20 protein-coding genes are annotated in these 19,498 nt (G+C 68.2%); 9 read left to right on the forward strand and 11 right to left on the reverse strand.

The features are described 5' to 3' along the window. Position 1: 1 nt before the first annotated feature. Entirely contained in the window at positions 2-151 is a 150-nt protein-coding gene (locus tag ABFK29_RS09685) for a hypothetical protein (RefSeq protein WP_198135699.1), read from the reverse strand. A gap of 94 nt (positions 152-245) precedes the next feature. Here ABFK29_RS09685 and ABFK29_RS09690 point away from each other — a divergent pair, with 94 nt between their 5' ends. Together ABFK29_RS09690 and aroB are read left to right on the forward strand one after the other, a co-directional pair. After that, positions 246-818: a shikimate kinase gene (locus tag ABFK29_RS09690; RefSeq protein ID WP_005857396.1), complete on the forward strand. Its 573-nt coding sequence runs from the start codon at positions 246-248 to the stop codon at positions 816-818. Next, positions 815-1,927: a 3-dehydroquinate synthase gene (aroB, locus tag ABFK29_RS09695; protein WP_005857398.1), complete on the forward strand. Its 1,113-nt coding sequence runs from the start codon at positions 815-817 to the stop codon at positions 1,925-1,927. The genes ABFK29_RS09690 and aroB overlap by 4 nt, the downstream gene beginning before the upstream one ends. A 10-nt stretch (positions 1,928-1,937) precedes the next feature. Here the strand turns inward: aroB and ABFK29_RS09700 are convergent, their stop codons facing one another. Both ABFK29_RS09700 and moaA read right to left on the reverse strand, forming a co-directional pair. Beyond that, positions 1,938-3,002: a site-2 protease family protein gene (locus ABFK29_RS09700; RefSeq protein WP_005857400.1), complete on the reverse strand. Its 1,065-nt coding sequence runs from the start codon at positions 3,000-3,002 to the stop codon at positions 1,938-1,940. Between the two features lie 118 nt (positions 3,003-3,120). Next, positions 3,121-4,128, reverse strand: a complete 1,008-nt coding sequence (gene moaA / locus ABFK29_RS09705; protein WP_005857402.1) for a GTP 3',8-cyclase MoaA — start codon at positions 4,126-4,128, stop codon at positions 3,121-3,123. A gap of 108 nt (positions 4,129-4,236) precedes the next feature. Between moaA and ABFK29_RS09710 the strand changes: the two genes are divergently transcribed. Continuing rightward, positions 4,237-4,752, forward strand: a complete 516-nt coding sequence (locus tag ABFK29_RS09710) for a hypothetical protein (RefSeq protein ID WP_005857404.1) — start codon at positions 4,237-4,239, stop codon at positions 4,750-4,752. 58 nt (positions 4,753-4,810) lie between these two features. On the opposite strand, the gene ABFK29_RS09715 is transcribed toward ABFK29_RS09710, so the two are convergent. Genes ABFK29_RS09715 through glmU form a run of 5 tightly spaced genes read right to left on the reverse strand, consistent with a single transcriptional unit; the run spans position 4,811 to position 9,737 of the window. Beyond that, positions 4,811-5,488, reverse strand: coding sequence for a DNA alkylation repair protein (locus ABFK29_RS09715; RefSeq protein ID WP_005857405.1), 678 nt, complete (start codon positions 5,486-5,488; stop codon positions 4,811-4,813). Next, on the reverse strand, positions 5,485-5,973 hold the full coding sequence (locus ABFK29_RS09720) for a DUF2569 domain-containing protein (protein ID WP_005857407.1): 489 nt from the start codon (positions 5,971-5,973) through the stop codon (positions 5,485-5,487). Before ABFK29_RS09720 ends, ABFK29_RS09715 begins: the two co-directional genes overlap by 4 nt. Then, entirely contained in the window at positions 5,970-6,542 is a 573-nt protein-coding gene (locus ABFK29_RS09725; RefSeq protein WP_005857409.1) for a pyridoxamine 5'-phosphate oxidase family protein, read from the reverse strand. The genes ABFK29_RS09720 and ABFK29_RS09725 overlap by 4 nt, the downstream gene beginning before the upstream one ends. A gap of 19 nt (positions 6,543-6,561) precedes the next feature. Further along, a complete protein-coding gene (glmS, locus tag ABFK29_RS09730) occupies positions 6,562-8,379 on the reverse strand; it encodes a glutamine--fructose-6-phosphate transaminase (isomerizing) (protein ID WP_005857411.1) in 1,818 nt (605 codons plus the stop codon). An 11-nt stretch (positions 8,380-8,390) separates the two neighbouring features. Continuing rightward, a complete protein-coding gene (gene glmU / locus ABFK29_RS09735; RefSeq protein WP_040604354.1) occupies positions 8,391-9,737 on the reverse strand; it encodes a bifunctional UDP-N-acetylglucosamine diphosphorylase/glucosamine-1-phosphate N-acetyltransferase GlmU in 1,347 nt (448 codons plus the stop codon). A gap of 156 nt (positions 9,738-9,893) precedes the next feature. On the opposite strand from glmU, the gene ABFK29_RS09740 reads away from it, so the two are divergent. Then, positions 9,894-10,559: an HAD hydrolase-like protein gene (locus tag ABFK29_RS09740; RefSeq protein WP_040604355.1), complete on the forward strand. Its 666-nt coding sequence runs from the start codon at positions 9,894-9,896 to the stop codon at positions 10,557-10,559. A 129-nt stretch (positions 10,560-10,688) separates the two neighbouring features. Next, positions 10,689-11,888 (forward strand): DegT/DnrJ/EryC1/StrS family aminotransferase, encoded by a 1,200-nt coding sequence (locus ABFK29_RS09745; RefSeq protein WP_005857422.1) that lies wholly within the window; start codon positions 10,689-10,691, stop codon positions 11,886-11,888. Here ABFK29_RS09745 and ABFK29_RS09750 read toward each other — a convergent pair. The 3 genes from ABFK29_RS09750 to ABFK29_RS09760 form a co-directional block, all read right to left on the reverse strand. Further along, positions 11,876-13,465, reverse strand: coding sequence for a tetratricopeptide repeat-containing sulfotransferase family protein (locus ABFK29_RS09750; RefSeq protein ID WP_005857424.1), 1,590 nt, complete (start codon positions 13,463-13,465; stop codon positions 11,876-11,878). The genes ABFK29_RS09745 and ABFK29_RS09750 overlap by 13 nt on opposite strands. A 265-nt stretch (positions 13,466-13,730) precedes the next feature. Continuing rightward, the gene (locus ABFK29_RS09755; protein WP_005857425.1) at positions 13,731-14,153 is read right to left on the reverse strand and encodes a response regulator; all 423 of its coding nucleotides are present in this window, start codon (positions 14,151-14,153) and stop codon (positions 13,731-13,733) included. Position 14,154: 1 nt separating this feature from the next. After that, positions 14,155-15,555 (reverse strand): ATP-binding protein, encoded by a 1,401-nt coding sequence (locus tag ABFK29_RS09760; RefSeq protein ID WP_050772380.1) that lies wholly within the window; start codon positions 15,553-15,555, stop codon positions 14,155-14,157. 210 nt (positions 15,556-15,765) lie between these two features. Between ABFK29_RS09760 and ABFK29_RS09765 the strand changes: the two genes are divergently transcribed. From ABFK29_RS09765 to ABFK29_RS09780, 4 genes are all read left to right on the forward strand, one after another. Further along, a complete protein-coding gene (locus tag ABFK29_RS09765; RefSeq protein WP_005857429.1) occupies positions 15,766-16,926 on the forward strand; it encodes an isovaleryl-CoA dehydrogenase in 1,161 nt (386 codons plus the stop codon). A 76-nt stretch (positions 16,927-17,002) separates the two neighbouring features. Beyond that, positions 17,003-17,332 carry a hypothetical protein gene (locus tag ABFK29_RS09770; protein WP_050772382.1) on the forward strand — a complete coding sequence of 110 codons (330 nt, stop codon included), beginning with the start codon at positions 17,003-17,005 and terminating at the stop codon, positions 17,330-17,332. After that, the gene (locus ABFK29_RS09775; RefSeq protein ID WP_005857433.1) at positions 17,329-17,853 is read left to right on the forward strand and encodes a lysozyme inhibitor LprI family protein; all 525 of its coding nucleotides are present in this window, start codon (positions 17,329-17,331) and stop codon (positions 17,851-17,853) included. Before ABFK29_RS09770 ends, ABFK29_RS09775 begins: the two co-directional genes overlap by 4 nt. Beyond that, positions 17,853-19,409, forward strand: a complete 1,557-nt coding sequence (locus ABFK29_RS09780) for an AMP-binding protein (protein WP_005857435.1) — start codon at positions 17,853-17,855, stop codon at positions 19,407-19,409. The genes ABFK29_RS09775 and ABFK29_RS09780 overlap by 1 nt, the downstream gene beginning before the upstream one ends. The last annotated feature ends 89 nt before the right edge of the window (positions 19,410-19,498 follow it).

The raw sequence follows: 19,498 nt of genomic DNA on the forward strand, positions 1-19,498 counted from the left end.
GTCAGTTCTCTTCCAGTTCGACCGGCACCCGGATTTCCGCCTGTGGCGGGCTGAAGTCCGCTCCGAAATACGGACCCACGTAAGCGTACGCCGTCAAAGCGATCACGCCCAGCACGAGTAGATAGAAAAGCCACTTTATCAGTCGCCCCATATGGGCACCCCCTGCCTCACCTTTTTTCGCGTTTATACCTAGCCTTTTTGTCCCGTTCACGTCATTCACGCAACAGGCAAGACATGGGCAAGGAATGGCCGAAGGCACCTTTCACAAGGGTTTGATCCTGCGCAAGACGGTTGTGTTCGTCGGCATGATGGGCGCCGGCAAAACCGCTGTGGGAAAGACCCTCGCGTCAAGGCTGGGCGTGAAATTCCGCGACTCCGATCACGAGATCGAGGTCGCCGCACAGATGAACATCGCCGAGATTTTCGCCCGCGACGGCGAGGATTTCTTTCGCCGCAAGGAAAGCCAGATCATCGGTCGGCTGCTGGACGGCGCGCCGGGCGTCCTGTCGACCGGCGGTGGCGCCTTCATGTCGGAAGCCAACCGCAAGATGATCTCGGAACTGGGCGTATCGGTCTGGCTGAATGCCGACCTGGAGCTCTTGTGGGAGCGGGTGCGCCACAAGGACACACGGCCGCTTTTGAAGACGGCGGACCCGAAGGGGACGCTGCGCGGGCTGTATGACCGGCGGGTGCCGATCTATGCGCTGGCCGATCTGGCCGTGCGCTCGGAACCGGGCATGTCTCTGGACAAGATGGCGGCGCGGGTGGCGGATGCCCTGCTGGCAGAGCGCCCGGACGTACTGGAGGAACCAACATGACCGAAACCGTAAGCGTGCCGCTGCCGGGGCGGTCCTATGACGTGCGCATCGGCGAAGGTCTGCTGGCGCGCGCCGGGGCAGAGATCGCGCCGCTGCTGAAACGGCCGCGCGTGGCCATCGTCAGCGACGAGACCGTGGCCGCGGCGCATCTGTCGACGCTGGAACAGGCCCTGTCGGCAGAGGGCATCTCCAGCGTCGCACTGACGCTGCCGCCGGGCGAGGCGACGAAGGGCTGGCCGCAGTTCTCGCGCACCGTGGAGTGGCTGCTGGAGCAGAAGGTGGAGCGGCGCGACATCGTCGTGGCGCTTGGCGGCGGCGTGATCGGTGACCTCGTGGGGTTTGCCGCCGCCGTGCTGCGGCGGGGCGTGCGCTTCGTGCAGATCCCGACCTCTCTGCTGGCGCAGGTGGACAGTTCGGTCGGCGGCAAGACCGGCATCAACGCGCCGCAGGGCAAGAACCTGATCGGCGCGTTCCATCAGCCGTCGCTGGTGCTGGCGGATATCGGGGTGCTCGACACGCTGACGCCGCGCGATTTCCGCGCCGGGATGGGCGAGGTGGTGAAATACGGCCTGCTGGGCGACGCCGCGTTCTTTGCCTGGCTGGAGGAGAACGCCGACGCGGTGATCGGGGGCGACCGCGCCGCGCGGCAGTACGCAGTAAAGCGTTCGGTCGAGATGAAGGCGGAGATCGTGCTGCGTGACGAGACGGAGCAGGGCGACCGCGCGCTGCTGAACCTCGGGCATACTTTCTGCCATGCGTTCGAATCGGCGACGGGCTATTCCGACCGGCTGCTGCACGGCGAGGGTGTGGCGATCGGCTGCGCGCTGGCGTTCGAGTTGTCCGCGCGGCTTGGCCTCTGCGCGCAGGAGGACCCGAGCCGGGCCCGCGCGCTGCTGGCGCAGGCGGGCATGAAGCGCGACCTGCGCGACATTCCCGGCGACCTGCCGGACGCCGATGCGCTCCTCGACCTGATGGGGCAGGACAAGAAGGTGGTGGACGGGCGGTTGAACTTTATCCTGGCGCGCGGCATCGGCGCGGCCTTCGTCACCTCTGACGTGCCGCGCGACGCGGTGGCGGGGCTTCTGCAGGAGCAGCTGGCGGCGCGGTAAGCGCAGCGCGTCAGCGCGGGCGGCGCAGCACCATCAGTTCGCCCAGGTTCTCGGACGTGACATAGCCCAGCACCCGGCCATGGCGGTCGACGGCGGCCACGGCGGGCGCGCCCTGCAGCGCGTCGAGCACCTGCACCAGCGGCGCGGCCAGTCCCAGTTGCGGAATGGATGTGGTCATCACCTCGCCCACGGGGCGGCTGGTGTTGCCCTCGGCCATGGCGGTGAACAGCGCTTGCCGGGTGAGGAACCCCAAGAGCGCGCCGTCGTCGTCCAGCACCGGGAATTCGTGCTGCGTGGTGCGGATCAGGGTCTGTCCGGCAACGCCGAGGCTGTCTTCGGGCCGCAGCCTTTCGAACTGGGTGATCATCGCGTCGCGCATGAAGAGGCCCCGGGCGATGTCGCGGGACGACACGTCCTGCGCCTCGCTCTCGGCGGCGAAGATCACGAAGGCGGCGATCAGCAGCAGGATCAGGTTGCCGGAGGTCAGGCCCCAGACCGCCAGCAAGAGCGCGAAGACCTGGCCTGCGCGGGCGGCGATGCGGGTGGCGCGCACCCGGTCGGTGCCAAGCGCCAGCGCGGCGCGCAGCACACGGCCGCCGTCCATCGGGAAAGCCGGGATCATGTTGAAGAGCGCGAGCGCCAGGTTCACCGCCGCGATGCGCCCGGCGAGGTTGCCGGTGGCGGTGGGATCCGACAACGCGTCGACGCTGGTGTTGGCGCCAAGCGCGATCAGCACCGCCCAGATCACCACGTTGACCGCCGGACCCGCCAGCGCCACAGCGATCTCCTGCGCCGGGCGTTCGGGCATCCGGTCGAGCCGGGCGAGCCCGCCGATGGGCAGCAGGGTGATGTCGGGGGTGCGGATGCCGAAGCGGCGCGCCATCAACGCGTGGCCGTACTCATGCGCCACGACGCAAGCGAACAGAAGGACGACGAAACTGAGACTGTCGAGCGCCGCCGCTGTGCCACCGCTGCTGTAGGCCGACAGGCCGATCCAGCCCAGCAAAAGGAAGAACGTGGCGTGAACCCTCAGCTCTGAGCCGAGCAGGCGACCGACGGGAAAGGACCAGGACATGGGCGCTCCGCTGTTGTGACGGTTCACACATAACCTGCGCTTCCGGCAATTGCAGCGCCTCGGGGCGCGACATTCTCGCAAGGCCGCCATGCTGCGTCCCTGGTGCGCCCGGGGTGGGTCAGCCGCCGGTATGGCTCATGTGGCGGGACACGCGGCCATCGACCGTCTGGCGCGAATAGTCGAAGTCGTGGCCCTTCGGTTTCAGCCGGATCGCGGCGCGGATCGCCTCTTCCAGCGGGGCGTCCGTTTCCGGGTGATTGCGGAGGGCGGAGCGCAGGTCGGCGTTGTCCTCCTGACCCAGGCACATGAACAATTCGCCGGTGCAGGTCAGGCGCACGCGGTTGCAGCTTTCGCAGAAATTGTGGGAGAGCGGCGTGATGAAGCCGATTTTCTGGCCGGTTTCCTCCAGCCGCACGTAGCGGGCCGGGCCGCCCGTGCTTTCGGGCAGGTCGGTCAGGGTATACTGTTCGGCCAGCCGTGCACGCAGATCGGTCAGCTTCCAGTACTGGTCCAGCCGGTCCTCGTTGCCGATGTCGCCCATCGGCATGACCTCGATCCAGGTCAGGTCGATGTCACGCGCGGCGCACCATTCCGTCATGCGGAAGAGTTCGTCCTCGTTGAAACCCTTGAGCGCGACGGCGTTGATCTTGACCCTCAGGCCCGCCGCCTGCGCCGCGTCGATGCCCTTCAGCACCTGCGGCAGACGGCCCCAGCGGGTGATCTCGGCGAACTTGGCCTCGTCCAGCGTGTCGAGCGACACGTTCACCCGGCGCATCCCGGCGTCGTAGAGGTCCTGCGCGAACCTGCCCAGCTGCGAGCCGTTGGTGGTCAGCGTCAGTTCCTTCAGGCTGCCGGCGTCCAGATGGCGCGTCATGCCCCGGAAGAAGGTCAGGATGTCCCGCCGCACCAGCGGTTCGCCGCCCGTGATGCGCAGCTTTTCGACGCCCAGCCGGATGAAGGTCGAACACATGCGGTCCAGTTCTTCCAGCGTCAGAAGCTCCTTCTTCGGCAGGAAGGTCATGTTTTCCGACATGCAGTACACGCAGCGGAAATCGCAGCGGTCGGTGACGGAAACCCGAAGGTAGGAAATCGGGCGCTGGAACGGGTCGATCAAGGGTGTCGTCATGGCAATGAACCTAGGCCTCGGCGGGAATTTGAGCAAGGGCGTGCGCATGATTGTGTACCAAAGGCCAAGGCGTGTAAGACGGGACGCGGGCAGAAAAGGACTTTCCCAATGATGAATCGCGTGGCGATGGCAGGCGCACTGGCGCTTGGACTGGCGGGGTGCGGCGACGGAGCAGGGCTGTTCCAGCCGAAATCGCCCCAGAAATCCGCAACGGCCGAGGCGACGTCCGCCGGGTCGCGTCCGCAGGCGCGTGGCGACGGCGCGGTGACGGCGGCGCCCAAACCTCCGGCCAACGCGCGCACGGCGGCGCAGTTCGACACGACCTCGGCCGAAGAGAAGAAAGCGGCGGCGGCGAAACCGGCGGATGCAGGCGGCGAGACGTTGCTGGGCAAGACCGTGGCTTCGCTGGGCGATCCGTCGCGGTCCGGGTTCTGGCTGGAAACGCCGCTGGTCAAGGCGGCGCAGAAGGGCCGGGTGGAATACAACGGCAAGAGCGCGCAGGTCGATCTGATCCCGATCGACGGGCCGTCGTCCGGTGGCAGCCGGCTGTCGTTGCCGGCGATGCAACTGATCGGCGCGCCGCTGACCGATCTGCCGACCATTCAGGTCTTCGCGGGCTCCTGACGGGTCGGGTGCCCGCCGTGCGTTGCGGCGGGCGTCCTTCCGGCCTGGGCGCGCTGTCTCAGAGGTACTTCGATGCCTCGCGGACGGCGAAGGGCTTCATCGCTGCGGCATGGGTGTCGAGGAAGTCCCGGACCCTGTCGGCGTCGTGTTTGGAGAGGTCGCGCAGCCACCAGCCCACCGCTTTCTGGATGAACCACGTGGCGTCGTGTGTGTAGCCTGCGGCCCAGTCCAGCACCCTTTCGCGCGCCGCGACCTCGTGGGCTTTCGGGATGCTGAGGCGCGCCAGCGGCAGCGCGGCGACAAGTGCCGCGCGTTTCGTCCACAGGTGATCGGAAGCGGTCCACCCTTCGAGCGTGTCGAGCCGCGACAGGTCCGCCATGACCCGGCGCGACAGCGCGGAACAGGCGTGGTCGGCGATGGCCCAGCCGTCGAACTCTGGCACCCATGTCAGCATCAGATCCCATGCGGCGGCGTCCGAGGGACGCATCCGCGCCTGTGTCAGCAGCTTGGCGGCGGCGATGCGCGCCTCGAACACGCCGGACTGCCAGAGGCCGTCCGCCAGGGCGACGCGCTCGGGCAGGGACAGGGCTTTCCGCCAGTCCTTCACCAGGTCGTTGATCGCCGGATTGGGCGTTCCGAGGCAGGGGCGGGCGGTCTTGTGATAAGCGGCCATGCCGGGGGCGCGCTCGGAATCGGACCGGGCGCGCAGGGCAGAGAGGGCGTCTTCGGCGTTCATGCGATGAAGGTCCTTCGCGCGCGGTCCGACAGGAACAGGTAGGGCGTCCAGATCAGCAGGCCGATGGCGAGGCTGCCGAAGGTCTGCACGGCGGTGCCGTCGATCAGCGGGTACTCCGGCATCAGGTGGCGCACCGCAGCGATGTCGACGACGTTTGCCGCCAGCGCCATCAGGTTGACCCCGAGGTAGAGCCGCGGGAAGGCCCAGCTCCGCCGGAAGAACGACACCGCCAGCAGGGCCGTCGCCAGCAGCATCACCACCTGGAAGGCCAGTTCCCCCACCAGCAGTACCGGCCAGAGCGGATCGTATCCCTGGGAGGCGGGGGCGGACATCACGTCGAACGCGCCCGAGGCAAAGACATCCTGCCAGAGCGTCACGAGGTTCAGGAGAACGATGAAGGGCCCGAGGACGATCCCCACGCCCAACAGCACGAGCCAGCCTCCGATCGGCTGCGGCACGGCGCGGGGCGCGGCGGCCTCGGTCATTCGGAGGGGATGTCTGCGGTTTCGGCGGCCTTGTCCGTGCCGGTGGGGAAGCCGTCGATGGTGGTCGCGTTCTTCTCGGCCCAGTAGGCACGGACGCCGTCGCGGCCCCTGCGGTCTGCCCAGTCGTGCAGCACGTCGCGTTCGCCCGCGTAGTCGAAGAAGGGCACGGCGTAGCCGCAGGAGGTCTGGACCATGTCCACCGCCATGTCGAAGACCTGCCGGGCGCTGGTTTCCTCGGGAAAGAGGCCGTTGAGGTCGGACCAGTCGGCGTCGCCTTCCTGCGCGGTGCGGGCAGAGCCGTAGGCGCGCAGGATCATCGGCTGCTTTTCGAATCCGCACCACATCAGGGTCATCCGGTTGACCCGCTTCAGGTGGCCCGCCGTTTCGTTCCCCGATCCGGTCAGGTTGCGCCACAGGATGCGGTTCGGCCCCATGATGCGCAGCGAATCCATCCCCTTGGGCGAGAGGTTCACGCGGCCCGTCTCGGCCGCTGTCGCCACGAACACGATATGCTGTGCCGCGATGAAGCGGCGGATCGGGTCGGTCAGGTGATCGAATTGCTTGGCCATGGCGGCGGTCCTTCCGGGGTCACTCTACCGTCACAGATTTCGCGAGATTGCGGGGCTGGTCAACGTCCGTGCCCTTAGCGATGGCGGTGTGATAGGCCAGAAGCTGGGCCGGCAGCGCGTAAAGGATCGGGGTCAGGATCTCCGGCACCTCGGGCATCTGGATGACCTTCCACACATCGTTGCCGGCAATGGCCGCGCCCGCGCTGTCGGTCACCAGCAGGACCTGGCCGCCACGGGCCATGACCTCCTGCATGTTGGAGACGGTCTTTTCGAATAGGCTGTCCTTCGGCGCCAGCACCACCACCGGCACATTCTTGTCGATCAGCGCGATGGGGCCGTGCTTCAGTTCGCCGGATGCATAAGCTTCGGCGTGTATGTAGCTGATTTCCTTAAGTTTCAAAGCGCCTTCATGGGCAAGCGGATACATCAGGCCACGCCCCAGGAACAGGATGTCGCGCGCTTCCGATAGGCGGCGGGCGGCCTGTGCGATGACCTCGTCGCGGCCGAGTGCCGCGTTGAAGGTGCCCGGCAGCGCGCGCAGCGCGGTCAGGATGTCGTCGCGCCGTTCGGGCGTCAGGCGGCCGCGATCTTCCGCCGCCTTCAGCGCCAGCAACAGCAGCACCGTCAACTGGCAGGTGAAGGCCTTGGTGGAGGCGACGCCGATCTCGATCCCGGCGTGGATCGGCAGGGCGAGGTCGCTTTCCCGCGCGATGGAGCTTTCGGGCACGTTGACCACCGACCAGACGACCGAGGCCTTGTCCCGGCAATAGCGCAGCGCGGCCAGCGTATCGGCGGTCTCTCCCGACTGGGAAATGAACAGCGCGGCGGTCTTCGGCGGGATCGGCGGTTCGCGGTAGCGGAATTCCGAGGCGATATCCACGTCCACCGGCAGGCCTGCGACCTGCTCGAACCAGTATTTGGCGGTCAGCCCGGCAAGGTAGGCAGTGCCGCAGGCGGAGATTGTCAGCCGGTCGATGGTGGTGAAGTCGATGCCCGGATCGGGCAGGGCGACGCCGCTTTCGGTCAGGTATGCGGACAGGCAGGCCGAAATCACGGAGGGCTGCTCGGCGATTTCCTTTGCCATGAAGTGCTTGTAGCCGCCCTTGTCGACGCGTGCGGCGTCCATGTTGATGGTCCGCGCCTCGCGGTTGACGCGGCGGCCCTCGCGGTCGCGGATCTCGATCGTCTCGCGCGTCAGGATGGCGAGGTCGCCCTCCTCCAGGTAGGTGATGCGGTCGGTCAGCGGGGCCAGCGCGATGGCGTCGGAGCCCACGTAGTTCTCGCCCTCGCCGTGGCCCACCGCCAGTGGGCTGCCCTTGCGCGCGGCGACCATCAGGTCTTCATGGCCGTCGAACAGGAAGGCCAGCGCAAAAGCGCCTTCCAGCTCGTCGACGGTGGCGATGGCCGCTTCCACCGGCGACTTGCCCTGCGCCATGTGGTGCTGCGTCAGCATGGCCACGGTTTCGGTGTCGGTCTCCGTCTCGGGCAGCAGGCCGGCGTCCGACAGTTTCGCCCGCAGGTCCTTGTAGTTCTCGATGATCCCGTTGTGGACCACCGCCACCGGGCCACGCTTGTGCGGGTGGGCGTTGACCTCCGAGGGGGCGCCGTGGGTGGCCCATCGGGTGTGGCCGATGCCGGACTTGCCGCGCAACGGATCGTGCACCAGCGCGTCCGACAGGTTGATGAGCTTGCCCACGGCGCGCCGGCGGTCCAGATGGCCGCCGTTCACGGTGGCGATGCCCGCGCTGTCGTAGCCGCGGTATTCGAGCCGCTTCAGCGCCTCGACGAGGATGGGGGCGACCTCATGGGTCCCGAGAACGCCGACGATTCCGCACATGGGGAGTCCTCTCAGTTCTGCTGCCGGGCCTTGCGGGCCTTCAGCATGTTGAACAGCTTGGTGGCAAAGCCTTCCTTGATCGTCATCTCGGCCCGTTCGATGGCCATGGCGCCGGCGGGAACGTCCTTCGTGATGGTCGAACCGGAGGCCGTCATCGCCCCGTCGCCCACCGTCACCGGGGCCACCAGCATGGTGTCCGACCCGATGAAGGCGTTCTTGCCGATCACCGTGCGATGCTTGAAGACGCCGTCGTAATTGCAGGTGATCGTGCCCGCGCCGATGTTGGTCTTCTCGCCGATCTCCGCGTCGCCGATGTAGGTCAGGTGGTTGGCCTTCACCCCCTCGTGCAGGACAGCGTTCTTCACCTCGACGAAGTTGCCGACGTGCACGTCCTCCGCCAGTTCCGCGCCGGGGCGCAGGCGGGCATAGGGGCCGACGATGGCGCCGCGCGACACATGCGCGCCCTCAAGGTGGCTGAAGGCGCGGATGCGGGCGCCGGTTTCCACCGTGACGCCGGGCCCGAAGACGACGTTCTGCTCGACCTCCGCATCGCGCCCGATCACCGTGTCCCAGGCGAAAAAGACGGTCTCAGGCGCGGCCAGCGTCACCCCCTCCGCCATCGCCTGGGCGCGCATGTAGGCCTGGAAGGCGGCCTCCGCCTGCGCGAGGTCCATGCGGGAGTTGACGCCCAGCGTCTCCGCCTCCGGACAGCGGACGACGGTGGCGGTCAGGCCGCGCGCCCGGGCCAGCCCGACGATGTCGGTCAGGTAGAACTCGCCCGAGGCATTGCCGTTGCCGACCTCCGCGACCAGCGCGGCCAGCGTCGCCCGGTCTGCGGACACGACACCGGAATTGCACAGCGTGATCGCGCGCTCGTCGTCGGTGGCGTCCTTGTACTCGACGATCTTCAGGAGGTCGTCGCCTTCGGTGACCAGCCTGCCATAGCGGGCGGGATCGGCGGCCTCGAAGCCCAGCACGACAACGTCGTGGGTGCGCCGCGCCTCGGTCATGGCGTGCAGCGTCTCCTCCGAGATGAAGGGCGTGTCGCCGTACAGCACGAGCACGTCGCCGTCGAACACCTCCAGCAGCGGCAAGGCCTGTCCCACCGCATGGGCGGTGCCCAACTGTTCGGTCTGCAGGACGATGTGGGCGTCGGGATCGTAATCCTTCGCCGCCGCCTCCACCGCGTCGGCGCCGTGACCGGCCACGATGATGGTGTGGTCGGGGGCCAGGCGATAACCCGCGCGCAGGGCGTGCCACAGCATGGGCGCCTGGGCGATGCGGTGCAGGACCTTCGGCAGGTCGGAGTCCATCCGGGTGCCTTTCCCGGCGGCGAGGACGATCAGGGCTAGGGGCATACGGCTCGATCTGGTTTGTTCTTCTCTGCCCGCCGTTTTATAGGCTTCACGGGCCATGACAAGCCGGGGCAGGGTCACGCTTGGTTGCGGGATGTGACATCCGGCTCCGGGGGCGGCGGGCCGCCACGACCGGACAACGGACAGGAAGGCAGGACCATGACGCGCTGTGTGATCTTCGATCTGGATGGAACGCTGGCCGACACCAGCGCCGACCTCGTCGCCGCCGCCAATGCCTGCTTCGGGCTGATGGGCCTCGACCAGCGGCTCGACCCAGTGGCCGACGCGGGCGTGGCGCTGCGCGGCGGCAAGCGCATGCTCACCGTGGGGCTGGAACGCGCCGGGCAATACTCGGCGCAGGCGGTGGACCGCTGGTATCAACCCTTGCTGGAGGCCTATGCCGCCGCCCTCGACACCCACACCACGCTGTATCCGGGCGCCGCCGAACAGGTCGAGGCGCTGCGCTGCGACGGCTATGCGACGGGCATCTGCACGAACAAGCCCGCCGCCATGGCCGAGAAGCTCTTGACCTCGCTGGGTGTGCGCGACCTCTTCGGATCGCTCGTAGGCGCCGACACGCTGCCCACCCGCAAACCCGACGTGGCGCCCTACTGGGCGGCGGTCGACGGCTGCGGCGGCCGGCGCCAGTCCTCGCTCCTCGTGGGCGACAGCGACACCGACCGCAAGACTGCGAAGGCCGCTGGCGTGCCCTGCATCCTCGTCACCTTCGCCCCCGAAGGCGAAGCTGTCCGCGCCCTCCATCCCGAAGGCTTGATCGCCGATTTCGGCGAACTCCCGGCAGAGGTCCGCCGCCTGATCGGCTGACAGCCCCTTCATCTTGGCACAAATACCTCGGAGGGGGTCCGGGGGAGGCAGCGCCTCCCCCGTGGATCGGCTGCCGCAAGGCAGGCGAAACCCATTGACCCCGCCCGGCGCCTCGGCACAGATGACGCCATGACAGAACGTTTCACCGGCTCATTCACCCAGCAGGAACCGATCCCCGACGAAGGCATCGCCGCGGCGCTGGCCGTGCTGCGCCACGGGCGCCTGCACCGCTACAACACCGCCCCGGGCGAGCTGTCGGAAACCGCGCTACTGGAACAGGAGTTCGCGGGCTTCACCGGCGCGGCCTATGCGCTGGCGGTGGCCTCGGGCGGCTATGCGCTGGGGTGCGCGCTGCGCGCCGTGGGCACGGGGCCGGGCGACAGGGTGCTGACCAACGCCTTCACGCTGGCGCCGGTGCCAGGGGCCATCGCCGCGCTCGGCGCGGTGCCGGTCTTCGTCGGGGTGACGGAGCGGCTGGTGATCGACCTCGACGACCTCGCGCTCAAGGTCCAGTCGAGCGGCGCGAAGGTGCTGATGCTCAGTCACATGCGCGGCCACATCTGCGACATGGACGCGCTCATGGCGATCTGCGATGCGGCGGGCGTCACGGTGATCGAGGATTGCGCCCACACCATGGGGGCGTCGTGGAACGGCGTGCCGTCGGGGCGCCATGGCGCGGTCGGTTGCTATTCGACCCAGACCTACAAGCACATGAACTCGGGCGAGGGCGGCTTCCTCGTCACCGACGATGCGCAGATCGCGGCGCGGGCGGTGATGCTCTCGGGCTCCTACATGCTCTTCGAGCGCCACCTCGCCGCGCCGCCGCCCGAGGCCTTCGCCGAGCTGAAATACGTCACCCCCAACGTCTCGGGGCGAATGGACAACCTGCGGGCGGCGATCCTGAGGCCACAGCTGGCCGCGCTCGGGGCGCAGGTGGCGCGCTGGAACGCGCGCTACGCGGTGGTGGAGGCGGGGCTGGCGGACACGCCGGGCCTGACGCTGGTCGCGCGCGATCCGAAGGAGGTGCCGGTCGGCTCCTCCTTCCAGTTCCTGCTGCTCGACTGGAGCGACGATGCGATAGGCGACGTGCTCCGCCGCTGCGCCGCGCGCGGGGTCGAACTGAAGTGGTTCGGCGGGGCCGAGCCCACGGGCTTCACCTCGCGCTACGACAGCTGGCGCTACGTGGACAGCGAGAGGATGCCCGCCTCCGACCGCATCCTGAAGGGCATCGTCGACATGCGCCTGCCGCTCACCTTCTCGAAAGAGGACTGCGCCCTGATCGCGCGCATCGTCCGGGCAGAGGTCGGCGCGGTCTATCAGGCCGCCTGAGCCAGCAGCCCGCGTGCTTCCAGCGCCCTGCGCAGCGGCGTGAGGTGGTCGGCATAGGCCTGCCACGCAGCGTCGCTGCCGGTGTAGATGCCGTCGCGGACCTGCAACGAGCTGGCAGTGGCAACCACACGGTCGGATGTGCCGAAGGCCAGGCAGGCGTCGTCCCAGGGCAGCCCCACGGCGTCGAGCAGCGCACCCACCGTCTCGCGCGGGGTCTCGGTCAGCGCGCTGTAGGAGAGGCGGTGGATCGGCACGCCCTGCGCCTGCCAGTGGTCCAGCGTCTCGCGATAGAGCGCCATGGCCCCGGCGATGTCGTCGAAGTCATAGGCGAAGCCGTTGCCGGTCTTCACGAAACACTGCCGGAACAGCGACCAGCCAAGCGCCATCGGGTCGCGGTCGAGCGCGACGATCCGCGCCTCGGGGATCAGCGCGTGCACCAGCCCGAGAAGCGGGAAATTGAGCGGCATCTTGTCGACCACATACCCCTGTTCCCGGCCCCCTCCGGCGAGTGTGCGGCGGTAACCGTCGCGCAGCTTTGCCAGCGTGTCCGGGTCCGGGGTGCCGGCCATCATCGCGGGCAACAGTTTGGCGCGCAGGTAGGTGCATTCCCCCGCCGTGCCGACCTGTGGGTGGGCGGAGAGGATCGTTTCCGTCAGCGTGGTGCCGGAGCGGGGAAGGCCGATGACGAGGATCGGCATCGGCGCGCTGGGCGCGGGCTGCGGCAGGTCGGGCAGGTCCTTCAGCCGCGCGACCTCTGCCGCGTAGGGCGCCAGCGACAGGCCGTGCGCCTTCTTCTTCCGGGCATTGCCGAGACTATAGTGGCGAAAGGCCTCGCGCGGGCGGCGGAGGTCGTCGAAGACCTTGCCGAGCGCGAACTCCAGTTCGTACAGGTCGGCCTCGGACAGCTTGCCGGAGGCGGCGAGCTTTTTCATCTTCGCGAGGTGCGGGTCGCTGCGCGAGGTGTAGCGGCTGGTTTCCGCCAGCGCGCGGTGCGCGGCGCCGTTGGTTGGCTGGAGCCGGGTGAGCGTGGCGAACCGTGTCCGCGCCGTCTCGCGCGCGCCGTTCACATGGGCGGCCACGGCGGCCAGCCGCACGGCGTGCGGATCGTCGGGCAGGGCGTCGGCGGCGGCCTCGGCGGGCGCGCGCAGGGCTGCCATCTCGCCCAGGTCCATGAGCGTGCGGGCGAGGTCGCGGTAAAGCGTCGGTTTGTCGGGGGTGCGGCAGAGTGCTTCGGCCACGGCATCGCGGGCCTCCGCCGGGCGGCGCAGGGCGGTGAAGGCGTGGTAAAGCGCCTCATGCGGGGTTGCGGCGTCCGGGTAGCGGGCGGCGAGCGCGCGGGCCATGGTCAGCGCGGCCTCTGCCTGGCCGCCGTTCAGCAGGGCGGCGAGTCTCTGTGCCTCGGCCGGGGTGGGACGGGCGGCGCCCAGACCGGGCAGCGCCTGCGGTCGCAGACGGTTGCGCAGGCGGTAGGCCTGCGGCGCATGAAGAAGGCTGTCCGGCAGCGCGTCCAGCAGGGCGCGTGCGCCGTCGCGGTCGCCGGCGTCCAGCAGCCGCTCTGCCTCGTCTAGGTCTGACACCGCCGTTTCCTTCCTGTCCGGGCTTTGCGTTCACGGCGGGCAGTTTCCCTGCTTGGCGGGCGAAGGACAAGGGTGGGGTTGTCGGGGTCACGTGATAGGCGTGGGGAGCGTCCGGGTTTGTCGCGCCCGGCGCAACGACGGGCGCGAGGGTCGGCGCAACAGCTGGCGCGCGCGCTGGCGCTGCGTTTGGCGCGCCAGTTGGCGCCGGGATTGGCGCGCCGGTCGGCGCAGGGTTTGGCGCGCCGGTCGGCGCGACGCAGCGGGATCAGGCGGCGGGTGGCTGGACCTGAGCGCCGCAGAGCTCCGCGAGGCGAGTGTCCACCTGGCGCAACGCGTCGAGCGTCAGCGGCTTGGTCATGAAGCCGTGCACCACATCGAATGAATGGGCGCGGGCCTTGTCCTCCTCCCGCGCGGAGGTGGAGAGCATGATGACCGCGCATTTCACGAAATGCGTGCCGAACCGGGTGGTGGCGGCATGGAGGAACTCGAACCCGTTCATGCCGGGCATGTTGATGTCGAGCAGGATGGCGTCGATCTCCGGACGGTCGGGGTTGGCGAAGAAATCCAGCGCCGTTTCGCCGCCGAGGTGCTGGTGCAGGGTGCCCACCAGCCCCGAGCGTTCGATCAGGCGTTTGTAGAGCTTCTGGTCGATGGGTTCGTCGTCGATGGTCATCAGGTGGTCGATCATGTCAGGCTGCCTTCATCGTGATGGTGAATGTGCTGCCTTCGCCGGGGATGGAGGTCAGCGTGATGTCGCCGCCGTGGGTCTGCGCGATCCTCTGGCAGATCGGCAGCCCGAGGCCGGAGCCGTCGAATTCGGTCCGGTTGTGCAGGCGGGCAAACAGCGCGAAGATCCGGTCCTGCTGATCCTCCGCGATGCCGATGCCGTTGTCGCCGACGGTGATGACCACCGTGCCCTCCGCCGCTTCTGCCGGGGCGATTGAGACCACAGGCGCGACGCCGGGGCGGCGGAATTTCAGCGCGTTCGACACGAGGTTCTGGAAGAGCTGGCGCATCTGCGGAGGGTGGGCCGGGAGGTGCGGCAGGGGGCTGCGCCGGATCTCGGCCCCGGCGCTGGCGATGTCGGCGCGCAGATCGGTCAGCACGGTGTCGAGAACGGTGTCGAGGTCCACGTCCTCCCGCGTGAATTCGGTGTCGAGCGAGCGGGTATAGGTCAGCATGTCCTCCACCAGCCTGTTCATGCGGGTCAGCACGCCGCCGAGGTCGCTCATCAGTTCCGCCGCGTCCCCCGGCAGATCGGCGTTCGCCTCTTCGAGGTCCTGCCGGACGGCGGCCAGCAGCATCAGCGCGGTGTTTGTCGGCGCCTTCAGATCGTGTGAGATGGCATAGGTCATCTCCGCCTGTTCGCGGTTGATCTGCTGCAGTTGCCGGTAGGACATGGCGAGGTCGCGGCGATGGCGCACCTCGGTGTCGAGCGCGGTCTTCTGCGCCTTCAGCTGCTGGTGGGATTCGCGGGCGCGGGCGTTGTTGCGCAGTTCCAGCACGTACAGCATCGCCAGCATGAGGCTGGCGAACAGCGACGCCAGCATGGCGCGGCGCGCGGGTTGGTACGCCGTCCGGAAGGCGGAGGTGATGGCAAGCGTCGCGTCGTCCAGGCTTTGCCGCGCTTCTCGGTCCGGTACGCGCACCATGGCATCGATGTCGCGGATTCTGTCCGTCGCGCTGCGCTGTCCGGCCAGCAGAAAGTCGAGGTTCTGCCGGTAGGCTTCAAGCGCCTGCAGGAACGGCGACAGGTTGGCGTCGACGTCGACGTTGCGCTGGGCGGCAAGCCTTTGCAGGGTCGCCACGGCCGCCATCGCCCTTTCGTAGTCCGCCAGGGCATCGGCGATGTAATGCGGTTCTTCGGGCCGCAGCACCGCGTTCTTGAAGTCGTGGATGAAACCCGTGTAGCCGGTCGCCCGCTCCAGTTCGAGAGAGGTTTCGATGTGGAGGCGCCAGTCTGCGCGCAACTGATCGGTGGCAATCCAGAACCAGACGAAAGCGGCGCCGGAAATGGCGGCCCCGCCGAGTGTCACGGCACTGATTATGGAATGTTGTCTGCGGCGCGGCATGTCTTCGGATCGGGTCACGTTGCGTCTTGTCGGGTTCGGCGAGCGCAGGGTCAGGCGGGCGTATACGGTGCGCTGCGTCGCCGTCCGAGTGCGGACAGTTGAGACACAGACGATGCGTCCCAAGGCGTTAAGAAACCGTTGCTCCGGACGCGGAACTTAGGGAAGCCTTGACGCAGTGGTTTCGGCGGCGTTAAATGAACAAGCGTTCAATAAGGGGGAGGAGAGACGATGTTTCTTGCGAGCATGCGGTTCGATCTGGGCGAGGATGTGCATGCGCTGCGCGAGATGGTGCATCGCTGGGCCCAGGAGCGGGTAAAGCCCATGGCGGCGGCGATCGACCGCGACAACGTCTTTCCGCCGGAACTCTGGCCCGAGATGGGAGAGCTGGGCCTGCTGGGCGTCACGGTCGAGGAGGCGTACGGTGGCGCGGGCATGGGATACCTCGCCCATACGGTCGTCGTGGAAGAGATCGCGCGGGCCTCTGCCTCGGTCTCGCTGTCCTATGGGGCGCATGCCAACCTCTGCGTGAACCAGATCCGGCTGAACGGCTCGGAAGAGCAGAAGCGGACGTATCTGCCGGGGCTGATATCGGGCGCGCATGTGGGCGCCCTGGCGATGTCGGAACCTTCTGCCGGTTCGGACGTGGTGTCGATGAAGCTGCGCGCGGAGAAACGCAACGACCGTTACGTGCTGAACGGCAACAAGTACTGGATCACCAACGGCCCGGACGCGGACACGCTGGTGGTCTATGCCAAGACCGACCCGGACGCCGGGCCGAAGGGCATCACCGCCTTCCTGGTCGAGAAGTCGATGAAGGGCTTTTCCACGAGCCCGCATTTCGACAAGCTGGGGATGCGCGGATCGAACACGGCCGAGCTGATCTTCGAGGATGTGGAAGTGCCCTTCGAGAACGTGCTGGGCCAGGAGGGAAAGGGCGTGCGCGTGCTGATGTCCGGCCTCGACTACGAGCGCGTCGTGCTGGCGGGCATCGGCCTTGGGATCATGGCCGCCTGCATGGACGAGATCATGCCCTACCTGCGCGACCGGCACCAGTTCGGCAAGCCCATCGGGTCGTTCCAGCTGATGCAGGGCAAGATCGCCGACATGTACACCGCGATGAACTCGGCCCGTGCCTATGTCTACGAGGTAGCCAAGGCCTGCGACCGGGGCGAGGTCACGCGTGCGGACGCGGCGGCCTGCTGTCTCTATGCCTCGGAGGAGGCGATGAAGCAGGCGCATCAGGCGGTGCAGGCGATGGGCGGCGCCGGGTTCCTGAACGACGCGGCGGTGGCGCGCATCTTCCGCGATGCCAAGCTGATGGAGATCGGTGCGGGCACGAGCGAGATCCGGCGGATGCTGGTCGGACGTGAACTGATGGGGTCCATGTGACCGTTGCCGGGGAAACACCGGGCGCGGGCCGGTTCCCGCGCCTTGTCGCGGCGGCTGTCCCGCAGAAGTCGGCTAGTTGGCCGCATCGGGCGAACCCCGCGCCGTGACGCCGCGTTGGGTCATGTGGCTGCCGCTTGGCGTGCTGGTGACCTGCGGGGCGTTGTTGGCCTTCCGCTACGGCTGGATAGATGCCAACCTGACGGAGACCACGGCGATCGAGGCCTACGGGCGGCGCTACATGCGCGAGGCGGGCGCGCCGGCGGCGGATTGCACCGGCGTGCCGGGGCAGGGCGTCTGGCTGGTGGTCCGCTGCGGGCCGGAGGGCGCGCGCTGGGAATACCGGGTGAACCGGTTCGGCGGGCTGGTGGAGATCACCCGGCCGGATGGAATGGGAGAAGGAACATGATGCACAGGGTGATGGTCATGGCGCGTCTGGCAACGCCTGTCTGGGTGGTCTTCGGGATGGCCTTTGCCGTGCCTGTCGCGCTGCCTGTCACGGCGGCGGCGCAGGACATCGTTTTCTCGCCGCAGGACACGGCGGATTGCGTGGCGTCGGGCCAGCCGTTCGAAGGCTGCATCGGCGCCGCGGCAGAGACCTGCATGGAGCGCAACGGCTCGGCCACCGTGGTGATGAGCGCCTGCTACGACAAGGAAGCGCAGTGGTGGGATTCGCGCCTGAACGCGATCTACTCAGACGTGATGGCGCAGGCCAGGGACATGGACACGGAGAACGGCGAACATGCGCCCAGCCAGGCGGATGCCCTGCGCCGGATGCAGCGGGCCTGGATCGATTACCGTGACGAGACCTGCAGCTACGAGGCCAGCCAGTGGGGCGGCGGCACGGGCGCGGGTCCGGCCTTCAACGCCTGCCTGATGCGGATGACGGCGGAGCAGAGCCACTACCTCGAAACCGCGACGCTCAACTGATGCTGCCGCCGGCCCGGACATATGCGGCGCTCAGGGCGGCTTTCCGGTGGGAGATCCCCGACCGGCTGAACATGGCCGAGCAGGTCTGCGACGGATGGGCCAACCGCGAACCGGAGCGGCTGGCGATCCTCGACCTTTCGGAGGACCGGCCCGAGCGGGTGTCCTATGCCCGGCTGCACGCGTTGTCCCTGCGGGTGGAGGATGTGCTGCGACGCAAGGGCGTGGCCGAAGGCGACCGGGTGGGCGTGCTGCTGAGCCAGTCGGCGCTGTGCGCAGCGGCGCATGTGGCGGCATGGCGGATGGGGGCGATCAGCGTGCCGCTCTTCAAGCTGTTCCGGGAAGATGCGCTGCGTGCGCGGCTGGAGGACAGCGGCGCGCAGGTGGTGGTGACGGACACGGAAGGATCGGGCATGCTCGCACCCTTCGGTGTGGCGCCGGTTACCCGCGCCGACCTGCCCGAAGAGGGCCGGGGCGCGGATGCGGCCCAAACCGGGCCGGAGACGCCGGCAGTGCTGATCTACACCTCCGGCACGACGGGCAAACCAAAGGGCGCGCTGCACGGCCATCGCGTGCTGACCGGCCATCTGCCGGGCGTCGAGATGAGCCACGACTTCCTGGGGCAGGCGGGTGACATGCTCTGGACCCCGGCGGACTGGGCGTGGATCGGCGGGCTCTTCGACGTGCTGATGCCCGGACTGGCACTGGGCGTGTCGGTGGTGGCCGTGCGGGAGGCAAAATTTTCGCCGAAAATTTTGGCGCGCGTGGCGAAGGCCGGTGCCCGGAACGTCTTCCTGCCGCCCACTGCCTTGCGGATGATGAAGGCGGAGGGCGCCTCGGTCCGGGGGTTGCGGTCGGTGGCTTCGGGCGGCGAGCCGCTTGGCGCCGAGATGCTGGCCTGGGGCCGCGCGGCGTTTGATGTCACGATCAACGAGTTCTACGGCCAGACCGAGTGCAACATGGTGGCGTCGAGTTGCAGCGCGCTGTTCGACGTGCGGCCCGGCCACATCGGCCGCGCGGCGCCGGGGTTCGATGTCGGCGTGATCGACGCGGACGGGCAGGAGACGCACGGCGAGGGCGACATCGCGATCCGGCGCGGCGCAGGGTCCATGATGCTGGAATACTGGAACGATCCTGCCGCCACGGCCGCGAAGTTCCGGGGCGACTGGCTGGTGACCGGGGACCGGGGCGCGATCGAGGACGGCTTCATCCGGTTCGTCGGTCGTGAGGACGATGTCATAACATCCGGCGGCTACAGGATCGGCCCGGCAGAGATCGAGGACTGCCTGATGACCCATCCGGGCGTGGCCACGGTGGGAGTCGTCGGCAAGCCCGACCCGCTGCGCACCGAGATCGTGAAGGCCTACGTGGTGCCGAAGCCGGGGGCTTCGGTGACGCCGGAGGAGTTGCAGGACTGGGTAAAGGCACGGCTGGCCGCGCACAGCTATCCGCGCGAGGTGGCACTGGTCGAGGACCTGCCGATGACCGTGACCGGCAAGGTGATCCGCAAGGAGCTGAAGCGCCAGGCCACCGCAGAGACGGAAGGGGGCAGGGCGTGACGGTCTCGCACTCTGATCCCGTGTCACGTGTGGAGCGGTCCCGCCACGCCGCGCGGACCGCACCGCGAGGGCCTGTAGCGATGCGCCTT

This window comes from Sagittula stellata E-37, from assembly GCF_039724765.1.
Classification (GTDB): Bacteria; Pseudomonadota; Alphaproteobacteria; order Rhodobacterales; family Rhodobacteraceae; genus Sagittula; species Sagittula stellata.

What these genes read in the sequence shown, in the direction of transcription:
- glmU (WP_040604354.1), bottom strand. Translation starts at nt 9,737, where the DNA reads ATGCCCCTAGCCCTGATCGTCCTCGCCGCCGGGAAAGGCACCCGGATG.
- ABFK29_RS09740 (WP_040604355.1), top strand. Translation starts at nt 9,894, where the DNA reads ATGACGCGCTGTGTGATCTTCGATCTGGATGGAACGCTGGCCGACACC.
- moaA (WP_005857402.1), bottom strand. Translation starts at nt 4,128, where the DNA reads ATGACGACACCCTTGATCGACCCGTTCCAGCGCCCGATTTCCTACCTT.
- aroB (WP_005857398.1), top strand. Translation starts at nt 815, where the DNA reads ATGACCGAAACCGTAAGCGTGCCGCTGCCGGGGCGGTCCTATGACGTG.
- ABFK29_RS09700 (WP_005857400.1), bottom strand. Translation starts at nt 3,002, where the DNA reads ATGTCCTGGTCCTTTCCCGTCGGTCGCCTGCTCGGCTCAGAGCTGAGG.
- ABFK29_RS09690 (WP_005857396.1), top strand. Translation starts at nt 246, where the DNA reads ATGGCCGAAGGCACCTTTCACAAGGGTTTGATCCTGCGCAAGACGGTT.
- ABFK29_RS09715 (WP_005857405.1), bottom strand. Translation starts at nt 5,488, where the DNA reads ATGAACGCCGAAGACGCCCTCTCTGCCCTGCGCGCCCGGTCCGATTCC.
- ABFK29_RS09775 (WP_005857433.1), top strand. Translation starts at nt 17,329, where the DNA reads ATGATGCACAGGGTGATGGTCATGGCGCGTCTGGCAACGCCTGTCTGG.
- ABFK29_RS09765 (WP_005857429.1), top strand. Translation starts at nt 15,766, where the DNA reads ATGTTTCTTGCGAGCATGCGGTTCGATCTGGGCGAGGATGTGCATGCG.
- ABFK29_RS09780 (WP_005857435.1), top strand. Translation starts at nt 17,853, where the DNA reads ATGCTGCCGCCGGCCCGGACATATGCGGCGCTCAGGGCGGCTTTCCGG.
- glmS (WP_005857411.1), bottom strand. Translation starts at nt 8,379, where the DNA reads ATGTGCGGAATCGTCGGCGTTCTCGGGACCCATGAGGTCGCCCCCATC.
- ABFK29_RS09710 (WP_005857404.1), top strand. Translation starts at nt 4,237, where the DNA reads ATGATGAATCGCGTGGCGATGGCAGGCGCACTGGCGCTTGGACTGGCG.
- ABFK29_RS09685 (WP_198135699.1), bottom strand. Translation starts at nt 151, where the DNA reads ATGGGGCGACTGATAAAGTGGCTTTTCTATCTACTCGTGCTGGGCGTG.
- ABFK29_RS09755 (WP_005857425.1), bottom strand. Translation starts at nt 14,153, where the DNA reads ATGATCGACCACCTGATGACCATCGACGACGAACCCATCGACCAGAAG.
- ABFK29_RS09720 (WP_005857407.1), bottom strand. Translation starts at nt 5,973, where the DNA reads ATGACCGAGGCCGCCGCGCCCCGCGCCGTGCCGCAGCCGATCGGAGGC.
- ABFK29_RS09725 (WP_005857409.1), bottom strand. Translation starts at nt 6,542, where the DNA reads ATGGCCAAGCAATTCGATCACCTGACCGACCCGATCCGCCGCTTCATC.
- ABFK29_RS09745 (WP_005857422.1), top strand. Translation starts at nt 10,689, where the DNA reads ATGACAGAACGTTTCACCGGCTCATTCACCCAGCAGGAACCGATCCCC.